The sequence below is a fragment of the Sulfurisphaera tokodaii str. 7 genome (genome assembly GCF_000011205.1).
Classification (GTDB): Archaea; Thermoproteota; Thermoprotei_A; order Sulfolobales; family Sulfolobaceae; genus Sulfurisphaera; species Sulfurisphaera tokodaii.
Map to the genome: position 1 here is coordinate 766,796 of NC_003106.2, position 26,339 is coordinate 793,134.

The window sequence follows — 26,339 nt, forward strand, 5'->3', positions numbered from 1 at the left end:
TGGATAGCACCCTTATATTTATATACTCTTTTGTTGAGACACTTTTTAGTGATGTTAATGATGCTCTTCCCCCAGCTCGATTGGGGGCTTAATGGGAGTGTGGGAGAAGCAACTATTATCTCTCTTTCACGGGATCCGGAAGAAACTGATGAAGGATTCCCTTACTCCAAATGGGGGGAGTCTCTGACCTACCCAACCGCCCACCAAATGAGAGATATAACCCCGAACCGATGGTGGGAACGATGAACCCCTTGGAAGGGAACTCTCGCACTTCCAGGTTGTGGAGCAAGTCAAGAATAGGATTATATTTGCATTACTATAACTATAGTTATTTCTTATTTGAGCAACCGCACTCTTCAATAATTCCACCATCGCCTCCCTACTCACCACCATAGTATGCTTTCTGGTGATTGATGATGGACAAGTATTATGAGAAAATATTTAGAAGATATGGTTTGTTATTAGTAGTTGTATATTTTATAACTGATATCAGCTTTATTATTCTAATGAAGTTTCCAATTTTCATAATTATAATTATTACGGATATATTTACGGATATATTATTTACACATCAGCTAATAATTAAATACAATGTCTATTTCCTTTCATTAATACCTTATATTATGATTGCTAATATTTCAATAGTTTCAATATCTCAATTACCAACACTCATAGCTGGTTTAACTTATTTACTCATGATAGCAAGTTACATTCTTGCCTCAGTCTATTTTATATCGAAATATAAACCGAAAATTTATAATCTAGACATTCAAAGTATTGTAGTGTTTGCCTTTACACTATTATTCTACTTTTTGTCTTTACTACGCTTTTATGCTTTATGATTGGATGCCGGCCCAAACACTAGTCCAATTAGTAAAAATTTTCATAAACCTATAACGTTTGCTAAACGCTAATAAGTTCTCTTCTTATAGAATCCCAGATTTCACTTAAAGAGTAGTGTATAATAAATGTCCACACTCTAAATACTGAGGGAAAAGAATATTGATCAATACAAGGTATAGTGTCTGATTAACTTGCATATATTTAATATCTTAAGTTAAAACTGATCTTATTGCGTTTATAACTTGAAAAAGACTATATATTTCTCTACTTCGCGTTTATGTACATTTTTGCTCCTAGTGAGGCTAAGTAACTAGTAATCATACAATGAAAGTCTAATCTTTCTATATTTGAATTTTACTAGAATAAAGAATAAAACATAAATATTTGGAAGTGCATAATAACTAAAGGGTCTTGTATTAAGCTACTCGCGCTAGGGATGTTAGATGAAGAAGTTAGCATATTTCTATGTAATTTATGTCATGTTTTTCTTCCTAATTTATTTATTTTATAATATGAGCATTTTTTTAACTGTGAATAACATTCCTACTCCTTCCTTCCTATTCTACACTCCATCAATGCATGAAATTTTCCTAGGTATTCAAATCTTAGGAATTCCTATACTTTTCTTAATTTTCTATTTCTTATCTAGTAAGAGTTCTGTTATAGGCTTAGTAATAGCATACATAGTTATGCTCATTTTATCTTTTTTCTTCCCTTTTGCTTCCTTTATTTTAGCACTTATAGGTTCCGGGCTGTTTATTTCAGTAATTTCAAGCGCTACATCAATTATGAGTAAAATTCTGTGGGGGGTATCTTCAATTTACTTACCATTGGTAATCTTTGCAATTCCATTTTACTCAGTATTCATAATACCTAGTATAATAGCTTCTGGAATAGAAATATTTAAAATGCGAAACGACTTTTAACTAATTTTGCACATTAAACGTTTGAAGAGTAATAGTATGTTTTTTAATTAAAAAATAAAATAGATGAATTCAAACTAAAAACATAGAATATTAACGTTATATTTACACTTAAAAAAGAAGCTAAATTTATATGCTCAAAAATTACTTTTTTATTTTGATGAAAGATTATGAACGAATCTATAAAAAGAATATTAGCTATACTTATACTAATAGTTATTATATTTACTATTAGCTTATCACTACTAGATCTATTTGAACCAACTCTAATAGGTTTACTAAGGACACGTAATGGTATAATAGAATATTTTCGAGATTCTTTAGACCCCTCATTTGTAATTAAACCTTATCTTAATGGAAGCCCGGTAAATGCGACAATTATAGTCCTTGTTAACCAACCTAATAAAGTGGTGTTTTCAGAGAAGTATGTAGGTTATTCTTTAAAAATACCGTTTAAATCACTAGTGAGATACGTTAAACCTTGGGAAAATTGGGATAATGTCAATTCGTCATTACTGGTTTTTGTAACATACTCAAAAGGAAATAAGACATTCGTAACTCCTATGGAAATACCATATAGTCCGTCATGGGTTTTGAATAACGAGCCAATTAGTATAGTCACCAAAATAGACATAATACCAAAAGTAATAAAAATGAACTTAACGAAAAGCGAGCAACAAATAGAGAAAATAAGAGAAAAGATATTAAAGAGAAAATCGTCATATACTTATTGTCCTTATTGCAGTGGAGGGAAAAGTTATAAATATATAGTAAATGCTACGTCAGAATTACTTTATGAATGTGGAATTAAACCTTGTATAGGATATGAAGCTATTAACGTTACGTATTTCTATAACTTTTCAGTTCCATTAAATTGGGTAACTATAAGTAACAATGTGAATAAATACGATAATTATACATATATATATCTTACTACTTGTCTCGTTGGCGAGGTTAGTTGGTACGCAATATCTACCTCACCTCCATATTGTTTAGGTCCTTCTTATTCCGCAGACATATGCTGGAGTAGTGGAATAGTGGGAAACATTTATAATCTTTCTAAACTGGATAATCCAACTCTCTACACGTATTATAATGCTACAATTGCAGTAATTACATATCTGGTTCAAGAACCACTAAGAGGTTCTCCAGTATATAAAACAGTCTTCGAAATTTTATCGGTTCAAAATAAAATTGGAAAAGCTATCGAAACCAGTAATGGTTTTACGTGTATAGTCTATAATAATCTTAACTCATCAAACGGTAAAGAACACGTGTTGTTACCCATAGGTAATGGTACGGTAACATATTATTATAACCTCATTCCTTATATGAACATGTCACTCAATTTCATCAAGTATGGTTATGCTACATGGAATGAGAGTACTATATATGTATCTGGTAATGTTTCAATCTTTTCAGAAACTCCAAAAATAATTTGGTTCAAAGGACATTATTTAGCTAATTATATAACTAATAACAAAGTTGCTTCTATTGCATTTGATGGAGTAGATCTTCTACTTACTGCCCTAATCCCAGATGTAGGGGTACTTGCTGATCTAGGATTAACTACAATAGTGGATATTGTAAATTACATTCTCTTTGGTAGTTACACATTAGTAGAAAGTTATTTTAGTAATACACACGTAAAAATACATTTACCATATACTGGTAGTGGTCAGCTATATATTAGCTTTTCAAATTACACTACAGAATTAGGTGCACCTTTAGATGGTTTCATGCTGAATTATTCAGATTATTATACGGGATAGAAAACTGTTAAGATACTAACATTTATGATAGTATTTCTTGTTATAATCTAATTTTTTACGTGTAGTTTATGTAGCGATGTTCTTTCTCTAATTAACCCTAAAGTTTATTATAAACTATAAAATGAATATGTGTATTCTCTATGTTTAAAAAGTAAATTCTTAGTATTAACATTTTTAATCAATAGATTTTTTCTAAAAAGAGTTTTTCCTTATAATCTAAGTTTATAGATGTTTGATTTGAATTAAATGAATTAATACTAGTAGAAGGGAGAGTATAAACTTTACTCAAAAGACGACAGATCTTAGATAAATCAAAAGTATTACGTAAAATTTTATGGTCTTGACTCAGATTTGATATTAAATCAAAATTAGTGTCATATAAGCTTATATTTCTCTGTATACATCTATAAACTTCCTATACCATTCCTCATAAGTCTTTTTCGTAACTACGTGAAATTCGAAAAGTGAGTAATGTTTTATTTTATCCCTTATATAATTAACAAGCTCTGCATATTTATGGGGATTATCTCCAAATTCTTCAGATATTATAAGAATATCTATATCACTATCCGGTCTGAAATTCCCTCTAACAAAGCTTCCGAAAAGAAGTATTTTAGCTTTAGGATCTTTTTCTAGTACGGCACTCTTAATTTCATTTAGATATTTTTCTATGTTATTTAATACTTCCATTCTTTCCTCATATATTACTCTCAAGATTTTTGCATAATTTTCATGCATTTCTCAATCACTATGTCAAACTCTTCTCCTAACTTTAAAGCTTTTTTAGCATCTTCCTCAGAGAACGTTTGTGGCAAGTATCTACTCGAAATATACGAAAATTCTATAATTGTGAGGAAATCCTTGTTATTTTCGTAAAAGTTATATAGATGGCAAGGATCATTTAACGTTTTTATAAATTTAAATAAATCAGAAATTTTATGAGTTTTAGGGAAATCTCCAGTTAACAAAAATATTAAATATTTAAGGTTTAGTTGTATACTCTGCTCAATGTTAAATAATACTAGATTATAGAACCCTTTTTGCATAGAAAATTTAACTTGTTCTAGAAACTATTTAGCATTAATCCTAAGAAAGCTCATTATATGTATCAAATATCGAATCATATTTTAAATCTAGAAGAACTGTGACTCATTAAGTTTTCATGAAAAGTCATCGAGTATAATTTTTATGACTATTCCTCAGAGTTATTATCTTGGACTGAGAATTTAATTTAAAATCATACTTAAATGAGAGTGTAACCCCTTAATTAAAGATTTAATGTTGCAAGTAAAGATTTTATTCAATGGAGTTTTTAAAGCGTAATGCCATAGACTTCCTAAATTATGCTAAGCTTCTATTACGCGATGGTAAATACAACTTAGCCCTATTCTCCTTGGAGCAAGCGTTACAGCTTTGGTTAAAATATTATATTTCAACGTTAACCGGTTCTTTCCCAAAAGCGTGTGACGTAGTGAATTTGTTAAGAAGAATTATAGAACTTACTAAAAATGAAAAGCTAAAAGAAATTCTAGATTCAGAAATCTCAACATTAGATTTATTAAAACAGGCCTATATTGCTTCTAGGTATCTACCCACTAATTATGATAAAGAGGCTGTAGAAAAGGCATTGAATATAGTGGAGGCGATATTGAATGAGTTGGGAATATCTTAAGAGAAAGTGGGAAGAAAGGAAGGAGATTCTTAAAAATGCAAGACAATACGTAAAGTTAATTAAAGAGATTTGTGTTAAGAAGATAGACCCAGATTGTAGAGTAATATTGTTTGGCTCTATTGCACGTGGAAATTACAGAATTGATAGTGACATAGACGTATTGATAATAACTGATAAGGCTAAAAGTGTGTGGGATAAAGCTAATATTGAGGTAATCATAGAAAGGGAGTTGAATATAGGAGACCCCTTTGAGTTTCATATAGTGAATAAGAACGAGTATGAGAATTGGTACAAAAAATTCATAGACATTTACGAGGAATTTTAGATAGAAAATCCTTTACGAGCGTAGAGCAAAGTAGATTACTATTTTCTTAGTAGCGTCAATATACTCGTTCATAACTTAAAGTGCAACACTCTTTCTAAGTGCCTACAAGACCTTAAGGAGAATATCTTGCCTTTGAAAAATCTGACAGATTATAAGATCGCTTAAGACGGAATTAACAAGTTAAATTATAAGCAACAATGAAGTATTCATACTACTAAATAGTTTATTACAAGACCTTTTTCTCTTCATTAGTTAGAAGAATGAATACAGAAGATAATGGCTTAGTTGTTTGTTTGTTCAGAAATTTCTTAAGCCACAAAATAAATTAGATTAATAGCAGCGTTATAAAATTATAGAGCATCTATAAATAAAAGTATATATACTGAGCGGAAAAGGTAGAAAATATGTAAACAATAAGGGTTAAGTCAGAAACTAAGAAGAAGTTAAATGGATTGCCTGAATGTTAGTGAAGAAATTGAGAAGGAAAGTTTCTTAGGATGGTATGATAAATTATCTATAAAAAAGAAAGAGGGAATATTCGGAATAGTAAGAGGATATGATTTACACGGTGAGTTGATAAAAGGTCGCAGTGAGGATTAAAAGAGTAGTCCCTGATAATCTTTTCTTGAAGGAAATTCTATGAATATTATCATGATAAAATCATTAGTATCATCCCCACTAAAATATAGTCTTTTGCATAATACTTACAGATAATAGGAAACCTCTTATCACCTCTATCTCATAAAAATTATTTTTCTCTTCTACTTCTAATTATAGTTGTGAGCGGAAATAGAGTAAGATTACTTAAAAGGAGAGCGTTACGCTTCTTAGAAGAAGCTAAAAGAGATCTTAGCGAAGGGTATTATGATATAGGCGCGTTTCATGTGGAGCAAGCATTACAATTGTACATTAAAGCGGTGATCTTTGAACTTTTTGGAAAAGATTATGAAGGACATGGAATAAGAGAGCTAATTGGTTATTTATCAAAGTTACTTAAAGAAAACGGTTATGATGAGTTATCTAAAAAGATTGATGAATTGATAAGAGAATACAGACGACAACTGGTGGATATTGAAGATGCTTACATAGATTCTAGGTACGAAATTATTGAATATGAAAGTGATGATTTAAAACCTTTAATTGAAGTTTCAGAAAGTATAATAAAAATACTAGAAGAGGTAGTGAAGATTGTCAAGTTGGGTTAAGTTTAGATTCTCTCATCTAAGGAGATGGAAAGAATATACTGAGAAAGTAGCCAAGGCTGTACGAGATTTAGAACCTAATGCTGAAGTCTACGTAATAGGTGGTGTTGCAGAAGATAGAATAACCGTACTAAGCGATATTGATATACTTATAGTAATAAAAAGAAAATTAAACAACAAAGAAAGAAAAAGATTAAGAGTAGAAATACTATTAAGAGCTATGGATGCATACGAGCTACCTTTTGATGCACCAGTTGAAATTCATTTAGAGAACGAGGATGAGGCGAAAAGATTTTTCGAACTGTCAAAAAAAGTAATAAGAATATCATAGTATACCAACGAACTGTCAAAAAAAGTAATAAGAATATCATAGTATACCAACTAAGTACTATGGGACTATGGCCAATATGCAAATACTGGAGATAGTGTCATTATTATATTATAAAAAATTTATTAATTAATTAAAAATAATTAAAATCTTTATAAAGGGTAAATACCAAGATAAGATTTTGTATATCTTAATTTAGACATAGAAATAATATAAATTCCCTAGTTGCGACATTATCTCTTATATAGGCCCACGTCGTAATCTTAGTTAATACTATGCTTGAAATATGACCGAAAGATTTATTACTGAACGCCCTCATCCCTTCCAGGGTAGGGAGAAAGTAAGATTAGCCGACCCAACTCTAAAATCCTTAATGAAATTACTCCTTTTCCCATGTTTGTAAACTTTTTTTAAGGTTTTTATTAAACTAGTCTTATGGAAAAGGATCTTTACAGTGTAGGAGAGGATTACGTTGAAGCTAGAGTCATCGAGAGCCAGTCTAACCTCCTACTCTCTCTCACACTGTGGAAACAAGGTTATACTAGGAACTCTGCAGGAAAAGCTTTCAATGCCGTTAAGGCATTGCTCAGCGCTCTAGTTGTAGTCAATGAAGAAAAACTGCTTAGTTTAGCTAAAGATGATAAGGAGAGAGAATGGATTAAAAAGAAATCACATGTCGTCCCAACTCACGGCATGTTAGGTTTAGCACAAATGTTAAAGAGGATCGGAATTGATGTCTTAGACCTAGTGAGGGCGTCCTTGGACCTCCATGACTATCAGTATAACGGCTTTGAACCAGATTTTAGTAAGTACCGTAAAAAGGTAGAAGTGCTTACGGACATTATCACCGTAGTTAATGAGACTAAGAAGTTAATACGCACTTATTTCTCTAAATACGAGATTGAAGAAATCTCCAAGAAAGTTGAGGAGCTTATCAAGGAACTAACTGCGTAAAAATTTATCAGATTGTTAGAAGCTTAATTTCTCCCTGCCATAACTAGTTATATGAAAATCTTTTTGCACCGATAGAGACCCAAAAACTACAAAGAGGTAAAGTATATGGTCGATTCTAAGATTCTAAAGACTACGTCAGTTTTAAAGCAATTAGCGATAGCTCAGACATAATAGTTTATACTGGATTAAACCTATGCAAGACTTCTAAATACAAGGACTATCAATACTGTGTCTCATATATTACGGGGCGTTATCCAAGATAATAAAAATAGAAATTGGAATGAGATAATATTGTATAATGAGATTTACCACTTAAAAAGCCACAATATATTTCAAGAACTCACATTTTTATGAACAATTATCTTTATATCAAATATAGGATTATTCAATTATTTACATCTCGGATATTGTAACTAAAATAAATTTTGTGTTGAGTTTTCCTTCATTCATCTTCTATCTAAAACTAATGATATCTGATAAAAACATCTAAAAATCAATTTTATCATAAATATATAATTCCATAAATATAAAAATAAATTAAAAAGAGTTAGGATAGAAAAATACTTACTCATTCCTTGCACTACTTTCTCCTTCTTCTGCCCACAAGTTTACTCTTTTTCCAGCTTGTGTTAGAACATGGGGTTTATAAATCTTTAAATATATTGCATAGCCTGTTGCAAACGCTAAGAAAACTATAGATACTATTGCCGCTGGAGCTTCTGGGAACACAAGACTCGATATAGATGTATATAAAGCATATCCTAATATTCCAGTAGCTACTGCAGGAGCGACATAATGCTGTAATACATGCAATACTGCATGCAAAATGTCTTTATGTTTCTCCTTCAATCTGAAGAACAAAGTTATTAAAGAGGCATTTAGAAGGAAGTGTGTTAGTACCATTCCGAATAGAGCCATTGTAGTTAAGAATTCAAAGGTGTCTGACAACGCTTGAAGCACATTTGCATTAGCAGTAGTTGTTGTTAATGCTTGAATAGGATTAAGTCCATTAACTGCAAACATTGCAAAAGCTGTTAAGATGGCTGAAATCGATGATGCTATTCCTATAAATGTTAACGCTCTGTAAGGAGTATGGTATTTTGGATGAATCTTTGAAAACCACTTTGGAATTACATTATCTCTAGCCATAGAGAAGTAAACCCTTCCAGCATTACTTTGCATTGCTACCGCATCAGAAAAAGCTGAATTCATTGCAACAAGGAACAATCCCATTGAGCCTATTATACCCAAATATAATCCCATCACTATTATACCCGGTATTGTCTGAACATCTGGGTTTGGATTATTAGTTAATGCTGATAAATTATTTACTCCCCAACCTGCAACTATAGCATATGCCATTTCAGTCAACACTGCACCAACTATAAATACGCCTAAGCTCAAAGCCCTCAGTATTTGTTTAGGATGCTCAACTTCTTCACCTAAAGGTGCAGATCCTCCATAGCCGATAAAGCTCGTAATTGAAAAGACCATTGCTAATCCCAAAGCTCCACCAGGTCCTCCGTAGGGTGCAAAATCCTTAGCGTATTGAGGCCATGCAAAGGGATTAAACACAGCTAATGTATTATCTGGTGCCTTAGCAATTACAATTGCTCCTATTACTGCTAAAAATGTCACTTCGAATAGTGAAGCAAATTTCAAAGTAGTAATCTGAGGTCTTATTCCTATTATTGCTAATGTTATTGGAACTATTACGAATACTAGAATTAACGGTAGCCAGAGCCAAGACGGTAGGACTATATGGTAATAGTAATCTAAGAATGCGGGAATTATTGCACCACCTATGTAAGTGGGAATTGCCGCAGTACTTGTTACTTGATATAAGACGTAAAGTAATCCAGATATAGTAGCTGGTACGGGGCCAAAGGCATTAGCAATATATCCGTAATATCCTCCAGCACTTGCATGTCTTTTAGCTAGGTGATATAACGTATTTACTTCTAAATACATTGCTAACGTGGCTAATAGGAATGCTAAAGGCGTTAACGCAAAGGCGTATGCAATTGCAGAAGTTATAAAGGCTACTACGTCACATGCTGGTGCCATTGCTGCTATTTCTTCAACTAAAGCACCTAATGTACTAACTTGACCCTTCTTCAAACGGGGAACTTCTTGCTGACTCATCGCTATTATTAAGGGTAACCCTAATATTTAAGACTTTCGGGTAACCCAAAAATTTTTGAAACGAAAATTAATCCTTGATTACGTAAAAGTCCTTTATTGGTATGGCTCCTTCTTTAGATAGGGAAAGGATTTGAACTAAAGTCATATATTCTAATGCGTCTATATTATACTCGATAAGTTCAAGAGCAGAAGTGTCTGAAAGTTCTACTTTTATCTTAATTTTTCCGTAATCGATTACATATGAGTTTTTGCATAGTAAAATAATGTGGTCATTTTCATGCTTAATATTTCTACATGAAGTTAAATCAAGAGGAATATTTGTAATATGCTTCTCAAACTCTCTCTCATAAGATTCGGGAGTGAATCTTTTGCTCACTATACATCTTTCAACTCTCTCTAAATCTTTCTTTTTTAATTTACTCTTAAAAAAATTGATGATATCATTCAATTTTTCATCCTCAAAATTTGAGTTTTTATTGTAGCTTATATGTTTAATTTCTTAGAAAATCAGTCCGGATCTATTTTTGTTTTAAGACCATCAGTATAAAGATACCAAAGAAAATTAATGTAAAAAGTTGTAACAAGGATTCCAACTTCTTCACTCAGTCACTCAATTATTAAAAGCTCCTAAAATAACGAGAGAGCGTCCAACGCGTAATTAACGTGAATAACTAAATAAAGTAAAAAGTTATAAAAAACGTTTGCTCAGAATTAAATTCACTTAATTACGACAAGTATGATAATATAAAATCAGTTTATTAAATACAATTGCAAATAATCTCGCAATTTTCGATAACCCAAACTAAGGGAGCTTTTCTAACATGATTTCCCACCGAGTTTTTCTAGTGTAAGACTCGTCTCTTCCTAAGAGCCCTAAACCGCTGAATATTATAAGCTAAACCTACGAGATTAGCGAAAGTATTCAACACCTCTAAACTCCTAGCATAACACCTCATCTTGAGGAAAATCCCAAAAAACTCAACACCACTCCTCAAAACCTCCAAACCCTTTCTAGCCCTAATTACCTTACCCCTCTCCACAAGCGTAACCACATTAGGCAAAATAGGAGACCTCGAATCAGAAACATTAGCCAAAACTAACTCAACCTTAGATACCATAAGGGTTTTAGAAGAAACCTCAGCAAAACACTTCCCCCCAAACCAAGCCTTACCCCACTTCCTACCCTCATGCTCCCTAACAGTATAATCCCTAGGGAAATGGGAGAAAAGCTCCTCCCTCTTTCCCTCATCAACTGAAGCAAGAACCTCATGAGGCTTCCTCTTAGAATCAATCTCCCTCAAATCAAGCAATAACTTCTCAATATGAGTCTCAATACTCTTCTTACCATTAGGCAACTCAACGGGAAAACTATCAAGCAACCTTATATCCCTTCCAAACTTCTCCTCTGCTAGTAGATGGTGTGTTGGGAGTTGTTCTTCTTCAACGAGTGACTCAAATCTTCTGAATACCTTGAGGAGTAGGTCCTTTATTCTGTCACCAAACTTGTGGACAAACCAGTGTAGTGAGGACTTTGATGGGATCTCTTTAACTTTGAGGAAACTCTTTACCATTGGTAGCTGCGAGTTCAATTGTCCCCCTATAAGACTCATTGTAAATCACCATAACAATCAGCATCTTCAAGTAAGTCAAGGGGTCATATTCAGTGAACTTGAAACCATCAAACTCTCTTCTGATCATTAGCTCTTTCAAGATCTCCTCGCAATCCAAAAGATATTTACTCTTCCAACCCAATTGGGGGATTACGCTTTGGTAAATCTCAATCCCCATTGTATAACCTAGGCGTAATCCCCCTTAAGTATTATCCAATTAGTTCTGTAATTCTTGCTTTTTCTATAAAAATTTATTAATAAAGTAAATTACGTTAATTACACATTGGACGCTCTCTCGTGAGAGTTATAAGCTTATTAGGAAAATTCCGAGGGTTGATATGTAGAGCTCTGAAAGAGTTAAAATGCTGACCATGTGCCTTTAAATGGTAAATAAGGGGAAGACGATATACTTCACCTAACTCTTACTGCATTCCTCAGAAATGATCTATAAGGCGGTAATTCCTTCTCATCCTCATATATCACTTTAACGTCAAACAAGTATGAAGCCTCCTCACCTAATTTACTTTCTACCTCGTCTATAAAATCTATTAATGCCTTATTCCTGTCCTCACCGCGCTTAACGACAACGATAACGTCAATGTCGCTCCCACCTGTTATCTTTCCTGTAACTACTGAACCGAAAACGTAGACTTCTTCAAACCTCCCTAGGTCTAGCTTAGCAAACGCTTCCCTCCAATTCCGTAAAAAATTTATCCTCTTTAGAGGTTCCATAACGATTCCACAATTTTTAATATTTCCTTCGTTATAAATAAAGCTATTTCCGCCTCGTCTTTAGATACTGGCGGTAAACCATATTGTGACTTTCCTCTAATGTTCTCCAAGATGATAAGTTTCTCTCTATTATCCCTTATAAAGTCCCTTATTCTTTCATCTCCAAGCCTAGTATAGACTAAAGAAAGTAATTCCCTAATTCCATGAGTCCTAGAGGGTTCTACCCCAAGCTTATAAAGTAGCCCTTTTAAAGACAGTTGGGCAGAAACTTCACTATTTAACGCTGAGGCGTCATAAAAGCCTTGCTGGAATAACAGCTCTGAAGCCCTCAAATAATCCTTCGCTCTCCTCAAGAATTCCTCAGCGATGTCGTATGACATAGTTAGTCGTAAACTTGGTAAATATTAAAGCTTATTGCCTTATGTTGCTTTGTGGAGCACTTCAATTTTCTTAGATGTTAAGCTCTTTGACTTTTATTAAATTTAAAATTAAGCGTAGGTCTAATAAAAATTCAAACATTCCGCAAAGCGTCTTTAAGCTAAAATTTGAACTCCTTCAAAAGTTAAAAAATTTTAACTTTATCTGTAATTTTTATCATCTTATTCACATTTTAAATCATGGAATTAGAGAAGTCTATGATAAAGAGGTTTTCGTTCTCCTCAACGGCAATATTTTTTCTCCTGGGAATGATGTTGTTAGATTCCTTGGGACTCTATTTGCATTAGATAGTGTTAAAAGTATAAATGCAGGTATAATATGGTACGGCGTGCAATACTATTATTAGTAGCCAGTCTTTCAACAGGTTTCAGTATAACACTAACCTATCACTCTTCTGCATTAGCTTACTATTTGAGGTTCAGCAAACTTAAAATGTATAATTACGTTCTCAGCTTATTCCTAGGTCCTAACGGTTCTGGCAAAATGACTTTATTAAGGGCTATCTCTGGCATAATCCCATATAAAGACTCAATAAAAATAAACGGTAAGGAAGTTAGGAGTGCGAAAGATCTGTTAGAATACTTTACAAATCGTGAAGAGGTATATAATATTGGTAATTCTACGTGGGAAACCTATATATATGAAGCTTAGATTGACCAGTGATAATTAAAATGAGCATTTTTATACCACGCAAGTAGATTATACTTGTGAATGTACTACAATTAGCAATACTAACAATCCTATCTGAAGAGGAAAGAAGTGTAAATGAGTTAAGAGAGTATTTAGGTATTGATAAAAAGAGAATTATAAAAAGTATAAGGTCATTAGAAAAGAAGGGATTAGTAGAAAGAAAGACTTATCTTGGAGAGGGAGATGTTATATTCGGAATTACAGAAGAAGGTATTCAAGAGCTTTATAAGTATTATATGTTTTTGAGGGATTTGATAAAAGAGATGGAAATCTCCGTATGTACTAGGTTTGACTGCTGATCCTAATTAGATACTAGAACCAATTGAGTAAGTCGATTAACATTGAATAGAACTCTTTCTTGTTTATCTCATAAATTATTTCAGCATTGGGTTCTTTACCCCAAATTCCTAAATAGTCAATAACAGTCATTCCTCTGGTTAAGCAATCACAATTTTCAATATCCACATATTGCCTTTCCGATTTTAATACTACATTTCTATTGAGAGCCACAGAAGTTGTAATTAAGTCGGGGTGAGGAGTCCCCTTTATTTTCTCTTTTTCCATAGAATATTTTCTATAATGAGTGTAAATCTTAACGTAAAATTGAGCCATCTTAGTCTTCATCGTCTTTATTTGTTCCCATTCTTCATCGGTGATTGGATAGTTAACAATAACATCCCACGGTACCATGGTAATATCGAAACCAGAGTTAAAAACAATTTTTGCTGAATCTGGGTCTACCCAAATATTATATTCGGCAACTGGGGTTATGTTTCCTCTCCCCCACACTGTTCCTCCCATTATCCAAACCTTTTTTATCTTTTCAACTACTGACTTGTCTTTTAAGTAAGCTAAGGCAAGATTTGTTAACGGGGATATTGCCAAGAACTCTAATTCACCAGCATATCTGTCAGCAATCTCAACAATGGCATCTACAGCTTTCTTATTTTGTGGTTTAAGTTTACTGGGTTTTACTACCTCATCTCCAATTCCTCCCTTGCCGTGAACCTCTGGGACACTTCTGAATTGTTTAACTAGCGGTCTATCACTACCAGGATAAACTGGGATATCTTTTCCTACAAACTCTAAGCTCCATAATGCGTTATTTATTTCTTGCTCATAAGATATGTTTCCTTCAACAATAGTTATTCCTTGGACATCTATATTATTTCTGAGTAACATAAAAAGGCTCATTATGTCATCTTCAGCTGTATCACAATCTATTATGAAATGCCTCATACAAATATATTTTTAAAATCAAGTAGTCTCTTAAGCTTTAAGTATACTTCTTTGGGATTATCTCTCGTATAAAACTTTACTCCAGCTTTGCTTAATTCCTCTGTATCTGCATCGTACAATTTAAATATGCCACTTTTATAAACCCAGTATGCATAGACCGGTTTACCTATATTTACGACTCTTACGAATTCAGAGAAAGAATCACCTTCTATAATTATCTCCCTACTTTCGTCTATTATTTCGACAACAGGAACTCCTTCATCTTTTAAATAACCGGGTCCTACATTTTTCTCTTCTTCGAATGAAACGTGAATATTGAACTTTTCTCTATCGTAATCGACTAATAAGACTAATGGTGATAATTCAACCAGTTTTGAGATCTCGTTATCTTCTACGCTCTTTTTTTCATACGTTATTACTTTTGCTGGTTTAGGAAATAATTTCATTTCAGCCCTAGATATAGCACCCAAAATTCCTCTAGAACCTATTAGGAAATTCCATCTAATCCCGCCATAAGGTGTTAAGACTGTTACCCATGAAGTGAAATCCCTTGGTCTCCCATAAGTTGTTGATAATGGTGAAGGTTCGTTTGTTGCTAATAAACCTCCAATAGTGCCATCATAGAGTGTTGGTAAAAGCAAATCATTTTCACTAGCTTCTTTTCTAATTTTAACAACGTCTGCACCAGCTAGCGCTTGGACTTTATCTCCTTTAATTTCGAACCAGTCCATTTTTCTAGTATAAATGAATTCCTCAGCATCTCCTTTTTTAGCATGTTTTCCTTTACCTAATATTTGGATCTTTTTTGAATTTGTGTATGCGTCTCTTATAACCTTGAATAATTCTTCTTCAGAATAAACGTCCATCAATAAAACTCTTCATCTAATAATGTTTAAATACTATTTGGCTTAAGCTCATATAATTCGACGTAACAGAGATCTTTACAGAGCTTCTTTACATCTTCTCCTATTAATTCAATCCCGTTAACAATTTCCACTACATATTGTTTATTAATTATTAAGAAATAGTAAGAGGAACTATCAAATATAAGTTTACTTAATAATTCTTCCATCCCTTTATAATTTGTCCAGAGTTTAACGCTTAATTTTTTCTTTAATGATACTGACTTCTTAAATTCAATATTTATTATAAAATCTAGAAATAAATCTTGTATAGTAGATTTCAAAGTTCTTCCTATAATCCCCCAATCATGAATTTCCAATCTAATTCTAGATGACTACTCATCAACATTAACTATAGTAATATTTACTTTTGCACCACCTAGTTTTGAGTTAAATAAATATACAGCAAAGTTTGTTTCAATCCTCTTTGAAAAAGTACCTTCAATATTAAATCCTAAGAATCTTAAGACAAATTTATCATCAATAATTTTAAGCTTACTATTAGAAAACAATTCTTCCTTTGCTAACGCTAGTAATAATTCCTCTGGATATCGAAGAATCGTAATCTCCATTAGTCATAATATCTTTGAATGTCTATTTTAATTTTTCGTTTGTAATACTTCACAAATTATACAATGTTTTCGATCAACAGAATTTTTCTATTACCAATATACTGTGAATTATTAAATTTTCTCACATGTCAAGCTTATCAATGTTTAAATTTAAAAAGTCCTGATTTAAGAGTGAATTCTAACTCTTTAATAAAAATAAATAATCCATAGAACATAATAGTTCAAATAAAAAATGTCATCTTGGTACCTCTATTTATTTTGTTAGAGGTTCTTCTTTCTACATATAAATGATAGCAAGATAAATTAATATACCAAAAAGCTAGCTTATTAATAGTCTCCCTTCATAATGAATATATTTTGAAAAAATTCCCCTCATTTATGAAAAATTTTAATGATATACGTAAAAACTGATGGAATAATTTACGACTTAAAATAGTCAAACTTTAATTACTTTAACTAGATCTTCAAACTCTCTCCTAATCTCTCTAAGTACTAAGTTAAAGAACTTTAAATAACCTTTTGCCCTGTCTTCTCGCTTCTGATAAAAATAGAGATATTTATCTCTAGCTACAGTCAAAAATTGTGAACTGTAGTAGAAGTTACTACTCCTTCTCCTCTACAATTTAAGAATTTTTTAGAAAACAAAATACCAGTATCTATTAAATATTTCCCACTATTGATATAACTTTCCTACTTATTTTCTTATTTACAATTTGATCTATCTCCTCTAGAACTATACTAATCTCTTCTACAGTTTTTAAAAATTCCTCTTCGAATGCGTTAGACGCTTTTTCAGCTACATCTTTTTTATCAGTGACAAAGTAAGTTGATCCCAGATCTACTAGATAAATCTCTTTCTTCTTAAATTCAGAAATCACTATCCTTCCTTTTTCGTCAGTATTGCTGATTAATATCTGACCTATATATAGGAATATTTGAATAACTGTAGAATAAATTTTCTCATGCAAAAGTAGCACTTGTAAGCTAATAAAACTATACTTTATATTCTCTTTCTCTCTTATTCTCATATGCCTAAAGTAGCTGTTATTATGGGTAGTAAATCAGACTGGGAATATATGAAAGAAGCAGTAGAACTTTTAAAACAATTTGGTGTTGAAGTTGAGGCTAGAGTAGTTTCAGCCCACAGAACACCAGAATTTATGATGGAATTTGCTAAAACCGCATCAGAGAAGGGAATAGAAGTTATTATAGCTGGTGCAGGTGGTGCGGCTCATTTACCTGGTATGACAGCATCATTAACTCATTTGCCAGTAATTGGTGTTCCGATTCCTTCAAAGAATTTGAATGGCTTAGATTCTCTCCTCTCTATTGTTCAAATGCCTTATGGTGTACCAGTCGCGACAGTTGCTATTGGTGGGGCTAAAAATGCTGCACTTTTGGCATTAAGAATTTTAGGACTAAAATACCCAGATATAGCTGAAAAAGTTAAAAAGTTTATGGAGGATGTGAAAAATGAAGTCCTTAACACAAAACTCGATTAAAATTGGAATTTTAGGAGGAGGACAATTAGGCTGGATGATGATTTTAGAAGGGAGAAAATATCCCTTCGCTTTTTACGTAATGGACGAGCCAGAAGCTCCTGCATGTAAAGTAGCGGATAAATGTTTTACGCCAGATGACTATAAGAAAATGATAGATGAAGTTGACGTAGTAACTTTTGAGTTCGAACATGTCAAAGAAGAGGCATTACAGTATGCTGAAGATCAAGGGAAACTTTTGCCCAGGTTAAATACTGTTGAATTAAAAAGGGAAAGATGGAAGGAAAAAACATATTATAAGGAACATAATTTGCCAACTCCTAGATTTTACATTGCTAACGACGGAGAAGAGGCATTAAGAATTCTTAAGGACGAGTTTAATAACGTTGGTGTTTTGAAACAGAGTAGGGGAGGATATGACGGTAAAGGACAGTATTTTATAAAGGGAGATGTCGAAAAATACGGATTCATTAAGGATATGAAGTGTAAATTTGTAGTTGAAGAATTTGTTAATTTTAATTATGAGGCTTCTATAATAGCTGTTAGAGATCGAAATGGAAATTTTAAGGCATATCCACCAACATTCAACTATAACGAAAAAGGAATCCTGGTATACAACTACGGTCCCCTTAAAGATAACAGATTTGCTGAGATTGCAAAGAGGTTAATGGATTCTTTAGAATATGTAGGTACAATTGGTATTGAGTTTTTTGTAAGAGATGGGGAAATTCTAATAAATGAGTTTGCTCCTAGAGTTCATAATACTGGTCACTATACTCTAGATGCAGCATTTGTTTCACAATTTGAACAACATTTGCGAGCAATAACTGGCCTGGAAATAGGTGCTACAGAGCTACTCTCATATGGAGGTATGGTGAATATTTTAGGTACAGATAATGTTCCTCTTGAAGTTCTTAAATATGGTAAAGTGTATTGGTATGGGAAGAAAGAAGTTAGAAAGAGGAGAAAGTTGGGGCATGTCAATGTAGTTGGAAGTAACTTAGAAGATGTTAAGCAAAAAATTGATATTATTATGAAACTAATTTATCCTCAAGGTTTAGATTTATGAAGTTTAAGTTTAAAATATGGTTAGAAACTGATGACGGAAAACCTGTTATTGGTAAAGGTGGAATTTCTCTGATGAAGAACATCATAGAAACGGGCTCAATATCTACCGCAGCAAAAAAGATGCATGTTTCCTATAAATTTGCTTGGGAGTATGTTAGAAAAGTTAATGACATTTTAGGAGGAATAGAGATGCATAAAGGAGGGAAAGGCGCTGGAGGAACAATCGTGTCAGAAAAAGTAACTGAATTGATAAAGGTTTATGAAGAGGCTGAGAAGGAAATAAATGAGGTTCTTGAGAAGTATAACAAAAAAATCGAGGAGATTTTAAAGAAATAATGAATGACGGTATTACCTTATAAGCTTTTAATCTCACATATTTTTTGTGTTAGAAAAGTTAAAAGAAGTTGAGGGAATAGACAAGACTGGAACTAATATACCAGAAGAAGTAGAGAAATTAAAGGAAGAATTTGTTGACTACATAATAGGAAGTAAAATTAAAGAAGCTTATGATTGGATTAGTAACTTATACGTAGTCCTAGAGGAACTGAAAGAAAAACTTAGCATTAAGGGTTGGCTATTTAGCAGAGAGATGAAGAGTTTTGTTGAAAATCCTAAAAAGCATTTAGTAAAGAAACTTTTCTTATACTTCCATGATCTAGTTAGGGGAAGAATAACTGCAGAGGAGTTTTTTAGTAAAGGTAGACAAGCTGTAAATAGTTCTTTTGGTTCTAATATGAGGAGTATTTATCAAATATGGGGTTTTTCTTCTATTCTCCTCGGCTTAGCGGAAAAAGATTTTAAACTTTCTTATCCAGAGCATGGATATCTTAGCTTTGATAGGACTGGTAAACAGAAAAGCGGTACAATTCCTCCTAATGCAGTTGTAAGTGATATTTTTGGGAGGAGTTACAGCTTCTTTATTGAGGCTCCACGCCCTATTGCTTGGGAAGATGGTAATGATTTGCAAAAAGTATGGAAATTGTATTCTACGCTAAGACCGGATATGTTAATTTATAAAGGTTTTTATATGGATATTGTTGATTTATCGGGAAATATTCCTATAAAGAGACCAAATTACATTATTGAGTTTAAGGAGTTAGATGATTGGTGGAAGAGGTGGAGATATTTAAAAGGATATAAACCTTTGTCTGGAAATGAGTGGAGAGCTAGGTGGATTAAAGGATTATATGAGGGATTAGCAGAAGTATTAGGAGCTACACTTAAGGATAATATGCCAGAATTTGCTCAAGACAAAGGTAAAAGGATAAAGGAATATAAGATAATCGATCTTTATAAGTCCATATATAATCCAGATAAGGGTGTTGTTATAAGTAGGACTAAGATAGATGAGCAAGTTGTTAGCGAGCTAAGTAGTGAGAATATTTTAGTAATTGATGATACGGGCTTTTCATCGGAAAAACTTTCTCCTATAGTTGATGAACTACTATCTGGGAGTATTGCTAATATAAACTATAAAGACCTAGCTTTTGAGTTTGCTATGGAGAGAAGAGAAGAGTTTGTTGAGTGGATTATTAATAAGTTTAAAAAGCTTGGGATTAATAATATCGACATCTCTTTGACTAAGTAATTTAAATAGTATTATTGACTGGATGATTAAATAAGGTAATACATAAGCATTTAATTATGTACTTTGTGTTCACAAAAGATGATAAGACTTACCTATATCTTGATGGTGTTATTAAAGAGGTTGAGATGAAGCTTAAACTTAAGGATAACATAGGGTATGTAGTAAAATACGACAATGGAAAGATAAAGACAACATCTACGCTAGTTTATGATAGCAAAAAACTATCTGGTTTGAAAGACGCTGTATTAGTAGGTAAAGTTCTGGACGGATATCTCTTTGATGCAAGAGACTTTCTCGTTGTACATTTTGATAAATTAAATAAAGAGATTGTTAATGGAGAGTACTTACTAGTTCAAGGAATCCCAGTTTTAAAGAACGATATTAGGTGTTTGATGGATCTAATGGATATAAGTTATGACTTAATTCAGTATATGTTAAAGAATTACCCCGATAATGAGGAAGTAAAAAGAAGGGCAATTATAAGTCTTGCGAGGCTGGGTAAATGTGAAGAAGCAATTAACCATTACAAACAGTTAGACCAAAGATATCCTGAAGAATCTTTAGCTGTAGCTGAATGTTTCGAAAAGATTGGTGAGGAATTAGAGGCACTAAAAATTTACTCATTCTTTTCTGAGATAAAATACAGAGAATTAGAGAAAAAATTAAGGGATAAGGCTAACAAACTGATTGATGAGTTCGAAATTCAAGGGAATGTAAAATTATTGTTTGAAGCCTTATCAGTTCTACCAACATACGATGCTCCAGCACTAAAACTTGGTTGGTACTTCTTAGGCAAAAAGAACTATAAGGAGGCTGTAAAGTATTTTGAAGAGGCGTTAAAGAGAAGGAGAGATTTTAGCAATATGTTAACATTAGCTCATGCTTACATTTTAGCTGGTGAGTATAAGAAAGCACTTGACCTAATTGAAGAAGCTGAAAAAATAAGAAGAAACGCTCAGAGTGCATATCTTAAAGGTTTGGCTTTAGAGAAACTAAATGCACCATCGAATGCACAAAAAGAGTTCTTGTTTGCATGTAGGGAGGGAGTAGTGGAGGCATGCAATAAAGTTAAACCTTATGAATTGTATACACCAACTGAAGATTTCGATCCGAATTCATGGGTTGGTTATGTGCTTTATGGGTATAAGGTGGAAAAGGTTATAGGAACTGGTGGAATGGGGTTCGTATTGCTAGTAGAGAAGAATATGAAAAAATTCGCTATGAAAGTTATTAAAAAAGAGTTTAGATACGATGAATTACTTTACGAAATAGCAAAGATGCAAGAGATTTCTAAAGGATCAAAATATTTGGTTAAAATCATGGCTAGTTTCGTAGATGAAAACTTCTCTGATTATTATTCTTCACCTCCTGCAGTAGTAATGGAATATATGGAGGGTGGCGATTTAAGAGAGATTCTTGTTAATCAAGAATATTCGACGTTACGCCATTCAAGTAAATGGCCTCAAATTGTTTCAGTGATATATAGTAAGTTGGCTGATGCAATAATTCACATTCATAAAAACGGTTATGTACACTGCGATATTAAACCATCTAATATATTATTTAACAGAAAGTTACCTAAATATGGGGAAGAAGCATTAGAAGCTTTACTTAATGAAGAAGTAGTTCCAAAACTCTCTGATTTAGGATCAGCTGTTAAAGTTGGTGTTCCGGTCATTCATTATACTCCTTACTACGCACATCCATTGCAGAGATTTGGAGGTAAAGCGGAATATAACTTCGACGTTTATTCTTTCACAGTATCACTTTATGTAACACTAACAAATAACTTTCCCTTCTCTGAATGGTTAGAGAGAGAATTAGAAGAGGCAGTTACTGATCCGTCTAAGAGAGAAATAGCATTAAAAGACTTCTATCTAGCGGAGCCGAGGCTTGATCAAATACCAGATGAGTTTAGAGATCTTGTAGAGAGAGGTCTTAGGGGAGAGATAACTCTAGAGGAGATGAGTAGGGAATTGAGAATGATTAACAAATACAATTATAACTTACCTATTTCTGATAAAGAGGAAATAAAAATATAAGGGAAAAGTTTATAAGAGAAGATCTTCTATTTTATTAAATAAATAACAGAGAGTGAGGGTGAAAATATGGCAGAGATACAGCAATTTAGAATAAGTTTTGATGGGGCGTTTTACAAGATTGTTGAAGACGAAGATGCAGCGATCTTGTTATTTGAAGGAATACCAATTTCAGCAGCTTGCGTTGAGCATGGTAGTCATAAAGATCCACATGAATGTCCCCATACAGAAAAACTATTAAAAAAGATTTTTTCTTAACCTTTCGAGCATATAACAGCTATTTCTATTAAAGCATCTTTTGGTAACCTTGAAACTTCTACTGTAACTCTTGCTGGAGGTTTATCTTTAAAATATTCCGCATAAACAGAATTGAAATCATTAAACATGTTCATATCTTTCAAAAATACAAAAGCCATAGCCACATCTGATAACGAGAAGCCCGCTGCTTTAACAATCTCTTTAATATTATCAAGTACTTGTCTTGTCTGTACTTTTATATCTCCTTTTACAATTTCATTAGTTCTAGGATCTATAGGTATTTGTCCGGAGACATAGAGTGTATTTCCTACTTTAATAGCTTGAGAATAGGGTCCAACAGGTTTTGGGGCTTTCTCTGTAAATACAGTCTCCATATGAGAAATTAGTAAAACTAAATTTTACGTTTAATCCTCTCTAATCTAATAATTTCATCTATATTCTCAGCTAATCTATCTAAGTTTGAGGAAACATAAGGCTTTCCTAAAAATGCTGTAAGTTTATTATCATGCTCTAAAATTATCTGTAATGTATTGTTATCTTTCTTTCTTATATAAAGAATACCATTCCCCCTATCACTATCATAAATTATTCTAACCTCATCGACACCTTTATAAACTCTTCCTTTTACCTTATATGAAAATGCTAGGAATTTTCCTTCTGCTTCAAAGATTTCTGGCTCAATACACTTGATTGAGGCGATTCCTGGAAATATTTGGGGAATAGTAAAAGCCGGATCAGAAAATATAGTCATGACCACGTCTATATCTTGATTTGTTTTAATTTCTTTTTCTACTTTCATCATTTATAATTTTAAATATGATAGAATATATAGTTAACTTGTTTTTAAATGAAGCTGATAATGTAAAGCAATAATCAAATCTCTCTCAGTTATAATTCCGAGGGGTCTGTTTTTTGAATCTAGGATTAATAATGAACCTATCTTTTTCATAAGCATAGTAGCTGCTGCCTCGTTAATAGATTTTTCAGGATCTATGCTATATATCTCATTTGTAGCTACTTCTTTAACTTTTTTATTAAAGAACATTTCGGGTTCGTTCTTCAATATAGTTTTTGTCAATAGTTTTAATGAATCTGCCGCAGTTATTATTCCAATAACTTCACCACTCTCATTAATTACTGGTAATCTTCTAAATCCTCTTTTAATCATTAACTTAGTTGCATCAAATACGGAAACATCCTCATACACACTTGTTACTCTTTTAGTCATAAATTTCTTTACTGAGAAAAGTTGATCTAAATCCTGGAAAATTAAAAGCATTTCTCTTTCTGTAACTATTCCAGTCACCTTTTTCACTTCATTTACGACAGGCAAGGACCCAAAATTCCTTGCAACCATAAGTGTTAGAGCATCTAATACATCATCATTCTCATAAACATATACTGGATTAGGTGTCATGACATATTTAACATCCTTATCAACTAAAGCAAAAATATCTCCTCTATCACACCCTTTCTCACATCTTTCTACCACATAGTTCAGTAAATCTCTTGTTGAAATTATACCTTTAATTTCATTGTCCTCAACGATAACTCTTCCTATTCCTTTTTCATTAACTTTCTTAAATGCTTCTAACAATTTACTACTAACAGAAATTGTAGGGGGATTTGTAATCATGAGGGTTTTTACTAACATCATTTCTAAAGTGTATTTAAACAATATAAATCTTTAGAAATGCTTGTTCTTTAAAGAGAGAGAAGCTTATTTATTGCCCTATATACTTCAGCAACACTCCATGCTTGTGCAATACACCCAGCTGGCAAATATGGAGGAACATCCTCATATAATTCTGGAATGAATCCTCTGTTCTTTTTTGCATACTCCAACAAAGGTTTAATTACATCTAAAATGAGCTTATTCTTAATTACATCACTTTCAATTTTTAATTTAGCATCTACGTATGCACCAATTAACCATGGCCATATAGGGCCATTATGATAAGCTTCATCCCGGCTCTTCCTATCTCCTCTATATGTGGGCTTATATTTTGGATCTCTTCTGGATAAGGTACTTAACCCAAAAGGTCTCAATAGCTCATTCTCTATAGTTATTAACATAATTTTTCCTATGTCCTCACTCATTATACTGAATGGCAAAGATAAGGCAAATAGCTGATTAGGTCTTATTGATTTATCTGGAATTAAATATGGATCTAAATAATCATACGCACCCCAACTAGAGATGAACTTTTCATTGAAGCTAGCCTTTGTCTTCTCAGCTAGCTCTTTATACATACTATTCTTATCATCTACAATATTAGCAAAGAAATCCATAATCATCAATGCATTATACCATAAAGCGTTTATTTCAACAGCTGCACCTTCTCTAGGAGTGACAACATGACTATCATAAGATGCATCCATCCAGGTTCTCGGTGCTCCGCGATGAAATAGTAAACCCTCTTTAATGTATACTACTCCATTCCCTTTTGCGTAATTTTCAACAATATCTTGTAATTTGGGATATATTTTTCTAATAAATTCCTTATCCTTACTATATAGATAGTATGAATAAATGGAATTTATAGCCCATAAGCTTACATCAACACCAACGTAAATAGGTTCTCCATTAGCCGTAATATGATTAGGTAAAAGTCCCTTACTCTCATAGTCTAAATAACGTAAAATAATATCTTTAGCCTGATTAAATAATCTATTAAGTAAAAGTAAGCCCTCCATTGAAATGAAAGTATCTCTACCCCATTCGTCAAACCAATGATAGCCAGCAATTATACTCCATCCAGTCTTTCCCTTTACTACAAAGTCCGTTGATGATATTGATAAGACTCTTAATAAATCACTTGGGGAATTTTCAATATTTACATTTGTAGATTTATCATAATATACAGTAATCGTAGCTTCATTACCAGTATAAATACAGAAAGGATTAAATAAATCTTCCTTATAGTTAGAACCTCTTTCATAATCAAGTCTATAAAAGAAATTATAGTACCAATAACCTGTTAGTTCTATTCTAGTCTTAGTTGACTCCATGTAAAAATGTAATATTGGAATATTATCCTTTAATATCTCTATTTTGTTTCCCTCTATAACTGAATCAAAGTACATTCCTTTTTCCGTGACTAAATGATGACTTCTAAATGTTATTAATGGGCAAATCTTTAATTCTCCTTTATCAGCTTTATATTTTATTGTAACAGCATTCTCATACTCATGGGCTATAAGAACTTTTTCAAGGGTAACTTTACCATATTCGTAAACCCATTTAACGTAATTTTTCTCCCACTTAAAGTTTTCCAAATACTTATATCCGTCTGGGTAATATACGTCAAAGTATCTATTAGTATTTATAGGATATTCCTCATTATCAATTGTTATAAAGTCCTCAAATTTCGAAAGAACTAAATACCTCTTATGAGGCTGATTTAATGGGACTATTAGAAATCCGTGATAAGTTCTACTATTTATCCCGCAAATTGTAGATGATGCGTACCCTCCAGTTTTAAAAGGTAGTATCCATTCGTGGTACTCACATTCCTCGGGGTCAATCATTAGGTATTC

The 26,339-nt window shown here is 32.6% G+C and carries 31 protein-coding genes and 2 pseudogenes; 17 read left to right on the forward strand and 16 right to left on the reverse strand.

The features are described from left to right. Nucleotides 1-416: 416 nt before the first annotated feature. The 3 genes from STK_RS04380 (at nt 417) to STK_RS04390 (ending at nt 3,538) form a co-directional block, all read left to right on the forward strand. Nucleotides 417-842 carry a hypothetical protein gene (locus tag STK_RS04380; RefSeq protein ID WP_052846410.1) on the forward strand — a complete coding sequence of 142 codons (426 nt, stop codon included), beginning with the start codon at nt 417-419 and terminating at the stop codon, nt 840-842. Nucleotides 843-1,355: 513 nt separating this feature from the next. Beyond that, nucleotides 1,356-1,769, forward strand: a complete 414-nt coding sequence (locus tag STK_RS04385) for a hypothetical protein (RefSeq protein ID WP_052846411.1) — start codon at nt 1,356-1,358, stop codon at nt 1,767-1,769. A 167-nt stretch (nt 1,770-1,936) separates the two neighbouring features. Beyond that, on the forward strand, nt 1,937-3,538 hold the full coding sequence (locus STK_RS04390) for a hypothetical protein (protein WP_010978784.1): 1,602 nt from the start codon (nt 1,937-1,939) through the stop codon (nt 3,536-3,538). A gap of 384 nt (nt 3,539-3,922) precedes the next feature. Here STK_RS04390 and STK_RS04395 read toward each other — a convergent pair whose 3' ends face one another. Both STK_RS04395 and STK_RS04400 read right to left on the reverse strand, forming a co-directional pair. Next, on the reverse strand, nt 3,923-4,276 hold the full coding sequence (locus STK_RS04395) for a nucleotidyltransferase domain-containing protein (protein ID WP_010978785.1): 354 nt from the start codon (nt 4,274-4,276) through the stop codon (nt 3,923-3,925). Continuing rightward, nucleotides 4,249-4,596: pseudogene (locus STK_RS04400) on the reverse strand (HEPN domain-containing protein); the annotation flags it as partial. The gene STK_RS04395 and the pseudogene STK_RS04400, both read right to left, overlap by 28 nt. A 245-nt stretch (nt 4,597-4,841) precedes the next feature. Here STK_RS04400 and STK_RS04405 point away from each other — a divergent pair. The 6 genes from STK_RS04405 to STK_RS04425 all read left to right on the forward strand — a co-directional run bounded on the left by STK_RS04405 (nt 4,842) and on the right by STK_RS04425 (nt 8,019). Continuing rightward, nucleotides 4,842-5,210: a HEPN domain-containing protein gene (locus STK_RS04405; RefSeq protein WP_010978787.1), complete on the forward strand. Its 369-nt coding sequence runs from the start codon at nt 4,842-4,844 to the stop codon at nt 5,208-5,210. Beyond that, on the forward strand, nt 5,191-5,535 hold the full coding sequence (locus STK_RS04410) for a nucleotidyltransferase domain-containing protein (RefSeq protein ID WP_010978788.1): 345 nt from the start codon (nt 5,191-5,193) through the stop codon (nt 5,533-5,535). Before STK_RS04405 ends, STK_RS04410 begins: the two co-directional genes overlap by 20 nt. A gap of 447 nt (nt 5,536-5,982) precedes the next feature. Next, nucleotides 5,983-6,135 (forward strand): hypothetical protein, encoded by a 153-nt coding sequence (locus tag STK_RS15155; RefSeq protein WP_198429740.1) that lies wholly within the window; start codon nt 5,983-5,985, stop codon nt 6,133-6,135. Nucleotides 6,136-6,314: 179 nt separating this feature from the next. Then, the gene (locus STK_RS04415; protein ID WP_010978789.1) at nt 6,315-6,740 is read left to right on the forward strand and encodes a HEPN domain-containing protein; all 426 of its coding nucleotides are present in this window, start codon (nt 6,315-6,317) and stop codon (nt 6,738-6,740) included. Further along, on the forward strand, nt 6,724-7,068 hold the full coding sequence (locus STK_RS04420) for a nucleotidyltransferase domain-containing protein (RefSeq protein ID WP_052846412.1): 345 nt from the start codon (nt 6,724-6,726) through the stop codon (nt 7,066-7,068). The genes STK_RS04415 and STK_RS04420 overlap by 17 nt, the downstream gene beginning before the upstream one ends. Nucleotides 7,069-7,500: 432 nt before the next feature. Continuing rightward, the gene (locus tag STK_RS04425; protein ID WP_010978790.1) at nt 7,501-8,019 is read left to right on the forward strand and encodes a PaREP1 family protein; all 519 of its coding nucleotides are present in this window, start codon (nt 7,501-7,503) and stop codon (nt 8,017-8,019) included. A 564-nt stretch (nt 8,020-8,583) separates the two neighbouring features. Here STK_RS04425 and STK_RS04430 read toward each other — a convergent pair. From STK_RS04430 to STK_RS04455, 5 genes and pseudogenes are all read right to left on the reverse strand, one after another. After that, the gene (locus STK_RS04430; RefSeq protein WP_010978791.1) at nt 8,584-10,164 is read right to left on the reverse strand and encodes an APC family permease; all 1,581 of its coding nucleotides are present in this window, start codon (nt 10,162-10,164) and stop codon (nt 8,584-8,586) included. A gap of 67 nt (nt 10,165-10,231) precedes the next feature. Then, nucleotides 10,232-10,540, reverse strand: a complete 309-nt coding sequence (locus tag STK_RS04435) for a hypothetical protein (protein WP_010978792.1) — start codon at nt 10,538-10,540, stop codon at nt 10,232-10,234. 466 nt (nt 10,541-11,006) lie between these two features. Continuing rightward, a pseudogene (locus STK_RS04440) lies at nt 11,007-11,952 on the reverse strand (transposase). A 233-nt stretch (nt 11,953-12,185) separates the two neighbouring features. Beyond that, nucleotides 12,186-12,506 carry a nucleotidyltransferase domain-containing protein gene (locus STK_RS04450; RefSeq protein ID WP_010978794.1) on the reverse strand — a complete coding sequence of 107 codons (321 nt, stop codon included), beginning with the start codon at nt 12,504-12,506 and terminating at the stop codon, nt 12,186-12,188. Beyond that, nucleotides 12,494-12,886: a HEPN domain-containing protein gene (locus STK_RS04455; RefSeq protein ID WP_010978795.1), complete on the reverse strand. Its 393-nt coding sequence runs from the start codon at nt 12,884-12,886 to the stop codon at nt 12,494-12,496. Before STK_RS04455 ends, STK_RS04450 begins: the two co-directional genes overlap by 13 nt. Before the next feature lie 376 nt (nt 12,887-13,262). Here STK_RS04455 and STK_RS15555 point away from each other — a divergent pair, with 376 nt between their 5' ends. Together STK_RS15555 and STK_RS04470 are read left to right on the forward strand one after the other, a co-directional pair. Beyond that, complete coding sequence (locus STK_RS15555) at nt 13,263-13,595, forward strand: ATP-binding cassette domain-containing protein (protein ID WP_010978797.1); 333 nt, start codon at nt 13,263-13,265, stop codon at nt 13,593-13,595. Nucleotides 13,596-13,651: 56 nt separating this feature from the next. Next, on the forward strand, nt 13,652-13,933 hold the full coding sequence (locus tag STK_RS04470; RefSeq protein ID WP_010978798.1) for a winged helix-turn-helix domain-containing protein: 282 nt from the start codon (nt 13,652-13,654) through the stop codon (nt 13,931-13,933). Nucleotides 13,934-13,946: 13 nt separating this feature from the next. Here STK_RS04470 and STK_RS04475 read toward each other — a convergent pair whose 3' ends face one another. From STK_RS04475 to STK_RS04495, 5 genes are all read right to left on the reverse strand, one after another. Continuing rightward, on the reverse strand, nt 13,947-14,873 hold the full coding sequence (locus STK_RS04475) for a nucleoside hydrolase (RefSeq protein WP_010978799.1): 927 nt from the start codon (nt 14,871-14,873) through the stop codon (nt 13,947-13,949). Continuing rightward, the gene (locus STK_RS04480) at nt 14,870-15,739 is read right to left on the reverse strand and encodes an FAD-binding protein (protein ID WP_010978800.1); all 870 of its coding nucleotides are present in this window, start codon (nt 15,737-15,739) and stop codon (nt 14,870-14,872) included. The genes STK_RS04475 and STK_RS04480 overlap by 4 nt, the downstream gene beginning before the upstream one ends. Before the next feature lie 26 nt (nt 15,740-15,765). After that, nucleotides 15,766-16,059, reverse strand: coding sequence for a hypothetical protein (locus STK_RS04485; RefSeq protein ID WP_198429741.1), 294 nt, complete (start codon nt 16,057-16,059; stop codon nt 15,766-15,768). Between the two features lie 51 nt (nt 16,060-16,110). After that, complete coding sequence (locus STK_RS04490) at nt 16,111-16,347, reverse strand: hypothetical protein (protein WP_052846418.1); 237 nt, start codon at nt 16,345-16,347, stop codon at nt 16,111-16,113. Between the two features lie 659 nt (nt 16,348-17,006). After that, nucleotides 17,007-17,315, reverse strand: a complete 309-nt coding sequence (locus tag STK_RS04495) for a VapB-type antitoxin (RefSeq protein WP_232616517.1) — start codon at nt 17,313-17,315, stop codon at nt 17,007-17,009. Nucleotides 17,316-17,375: 60 nt separating this feature from the next. Here STK_RS04495 and purE point away from each other — a divergent pair, with 60 nt between their 5' ends. From purE to STK_RS04525, 6 genes are all read left to right on the forward strand, one after another. Next, complete coding sequence (purE, locus tag STK_RS04500) at nt 17,376-17,849, forward strand: 5-(carboxyamino)imidazole ribonucleotide mutase (protein ID WP_010978802.1); 474 nt, start codon at nt 17,376-17,378, stop codon at nt 17,847-17,849. After that, nucleotides 17,821-18,915 (forward strand): 5-(carboxyamino)imidazole ribonucleotide synthase, encoded by a 1,095-nt coding sequence (locus tag STK_RS04505; protein WP_010978803.1) that lies wholly within the window; start codon nt 17,821-17,823, stop codon nt 18,913-18,915. Before purE ends, STK_RS04505 begins: the two co-directional genes overlap by 29 nt. Next, on the forward strand, nt 18,912-19,250 hold the full coding sequence (locus STK_RS04510) for a winged helix-turn-helix domain-containing protein (RefSeq protein WP_010978804.1): 339 nt from the start codon (nt 18,912-18,914) through the stop codon (nt 19,248-19,250). Before STK_RS04505 ends, STK_RS04510 begins: the two co-directional genes overlap by 4 nt. Before the next feature lie 46 nt (nt 19,251-19,296). After that, nucleotides 19,297-20,502 (forward strand): hypothetical protein, encoded by a 1,206-nt coding sequence (locus STK_RS04515; protein WP_010978805.1) that lies wholly within the window; start codon nt 19,297-19,299, stop codon nt 20,500-20,502. Nucleotides 20,503-20,558: 56 nt separating this feature from the next. Continuing rightward, the gene (locus tag STK_RS04520; protein ID WP_010978806.1) at nt 20,559-22,544 is read left to right on the forward strand and encodes a protein kinase domain-containing protein; all 1,986 of its coding nucleotides are present in this window, start codon (nt 20,559-20,561) and stop codon (nt 22,542-22,544) included. A gap of 66 nt (nt 22,545-22,610) precedes the next feature. Continuing rightward, a complete protein-coding gene (locus STK_RS04525) occupies nt 22,611-22,799 on the forward strand; it encodes a hypothetical protein (RefSeq protein ID WP_052846419.1) in 189 nt (62 codons plus the stop codon). Here STK_RS04525 and STK_RS04530 read toward each other — a convergent pair. From STK_RS04530 to STK_RS04545, 4 genes are read right to left on the reverse strand one after another with little or no spacing between them, the layout of a single operon-like run. Continuing rightward, the gene (locus STK_RS04530) at nt 22,796-23,173 is read right to left on the reverse strand and encodes a RidA family protein (protein WP_010978807.1); all 378 of its coding nucleotides are present in this window, start codon (nt 23,171-23,173) and stop codon (nt 22,796-22,798) included. The two genes, STK_RS04525 and STK_RS04530, sit on opposite strands and share 4 nt — an antisense overlap. Before the next feature lie 17 nt (nt 23,174-23,190). Beyond that, on the reverse strand, nt 23,191-23,601 hold the full coding sequence (locus STK_RS04535) for a DUF3211 domain-containing protein (RefSeq protein ID WP_010978808.1): 411 nt from the start codon (nt 23,599-23,601) through the stop codon (nt 23,191-23,193). 30 nt (nt 23,602-23,631) lie between these two features. Then, nucleotides 23,632-24,453 (reverse strand): CBS domain-containing protein, encoded by an 822-nt coding sequence (locus tag STK_RS04540; protein ID WP_052846421.1) that lies wholly within the window; start codon nt 24,451-24,453, stop codon nt 23,632-23,634. Between the two features lie 50 nt (nt 24,454-24,503). Beyond that, on the reverse strand, nt 24,504-26,330 hold the full coding sequence (locus STK_RS04545) for an amylo-alpha-1,6-glucosidase (RefSeq protein WP_010978810.1): 1,827 nt from the start codon (nt 26,328-26,330) through the stop codon (nt 24,504-24,506). Nucleotides 26,331-26,339: the final 9 nt, after the last annotated feature.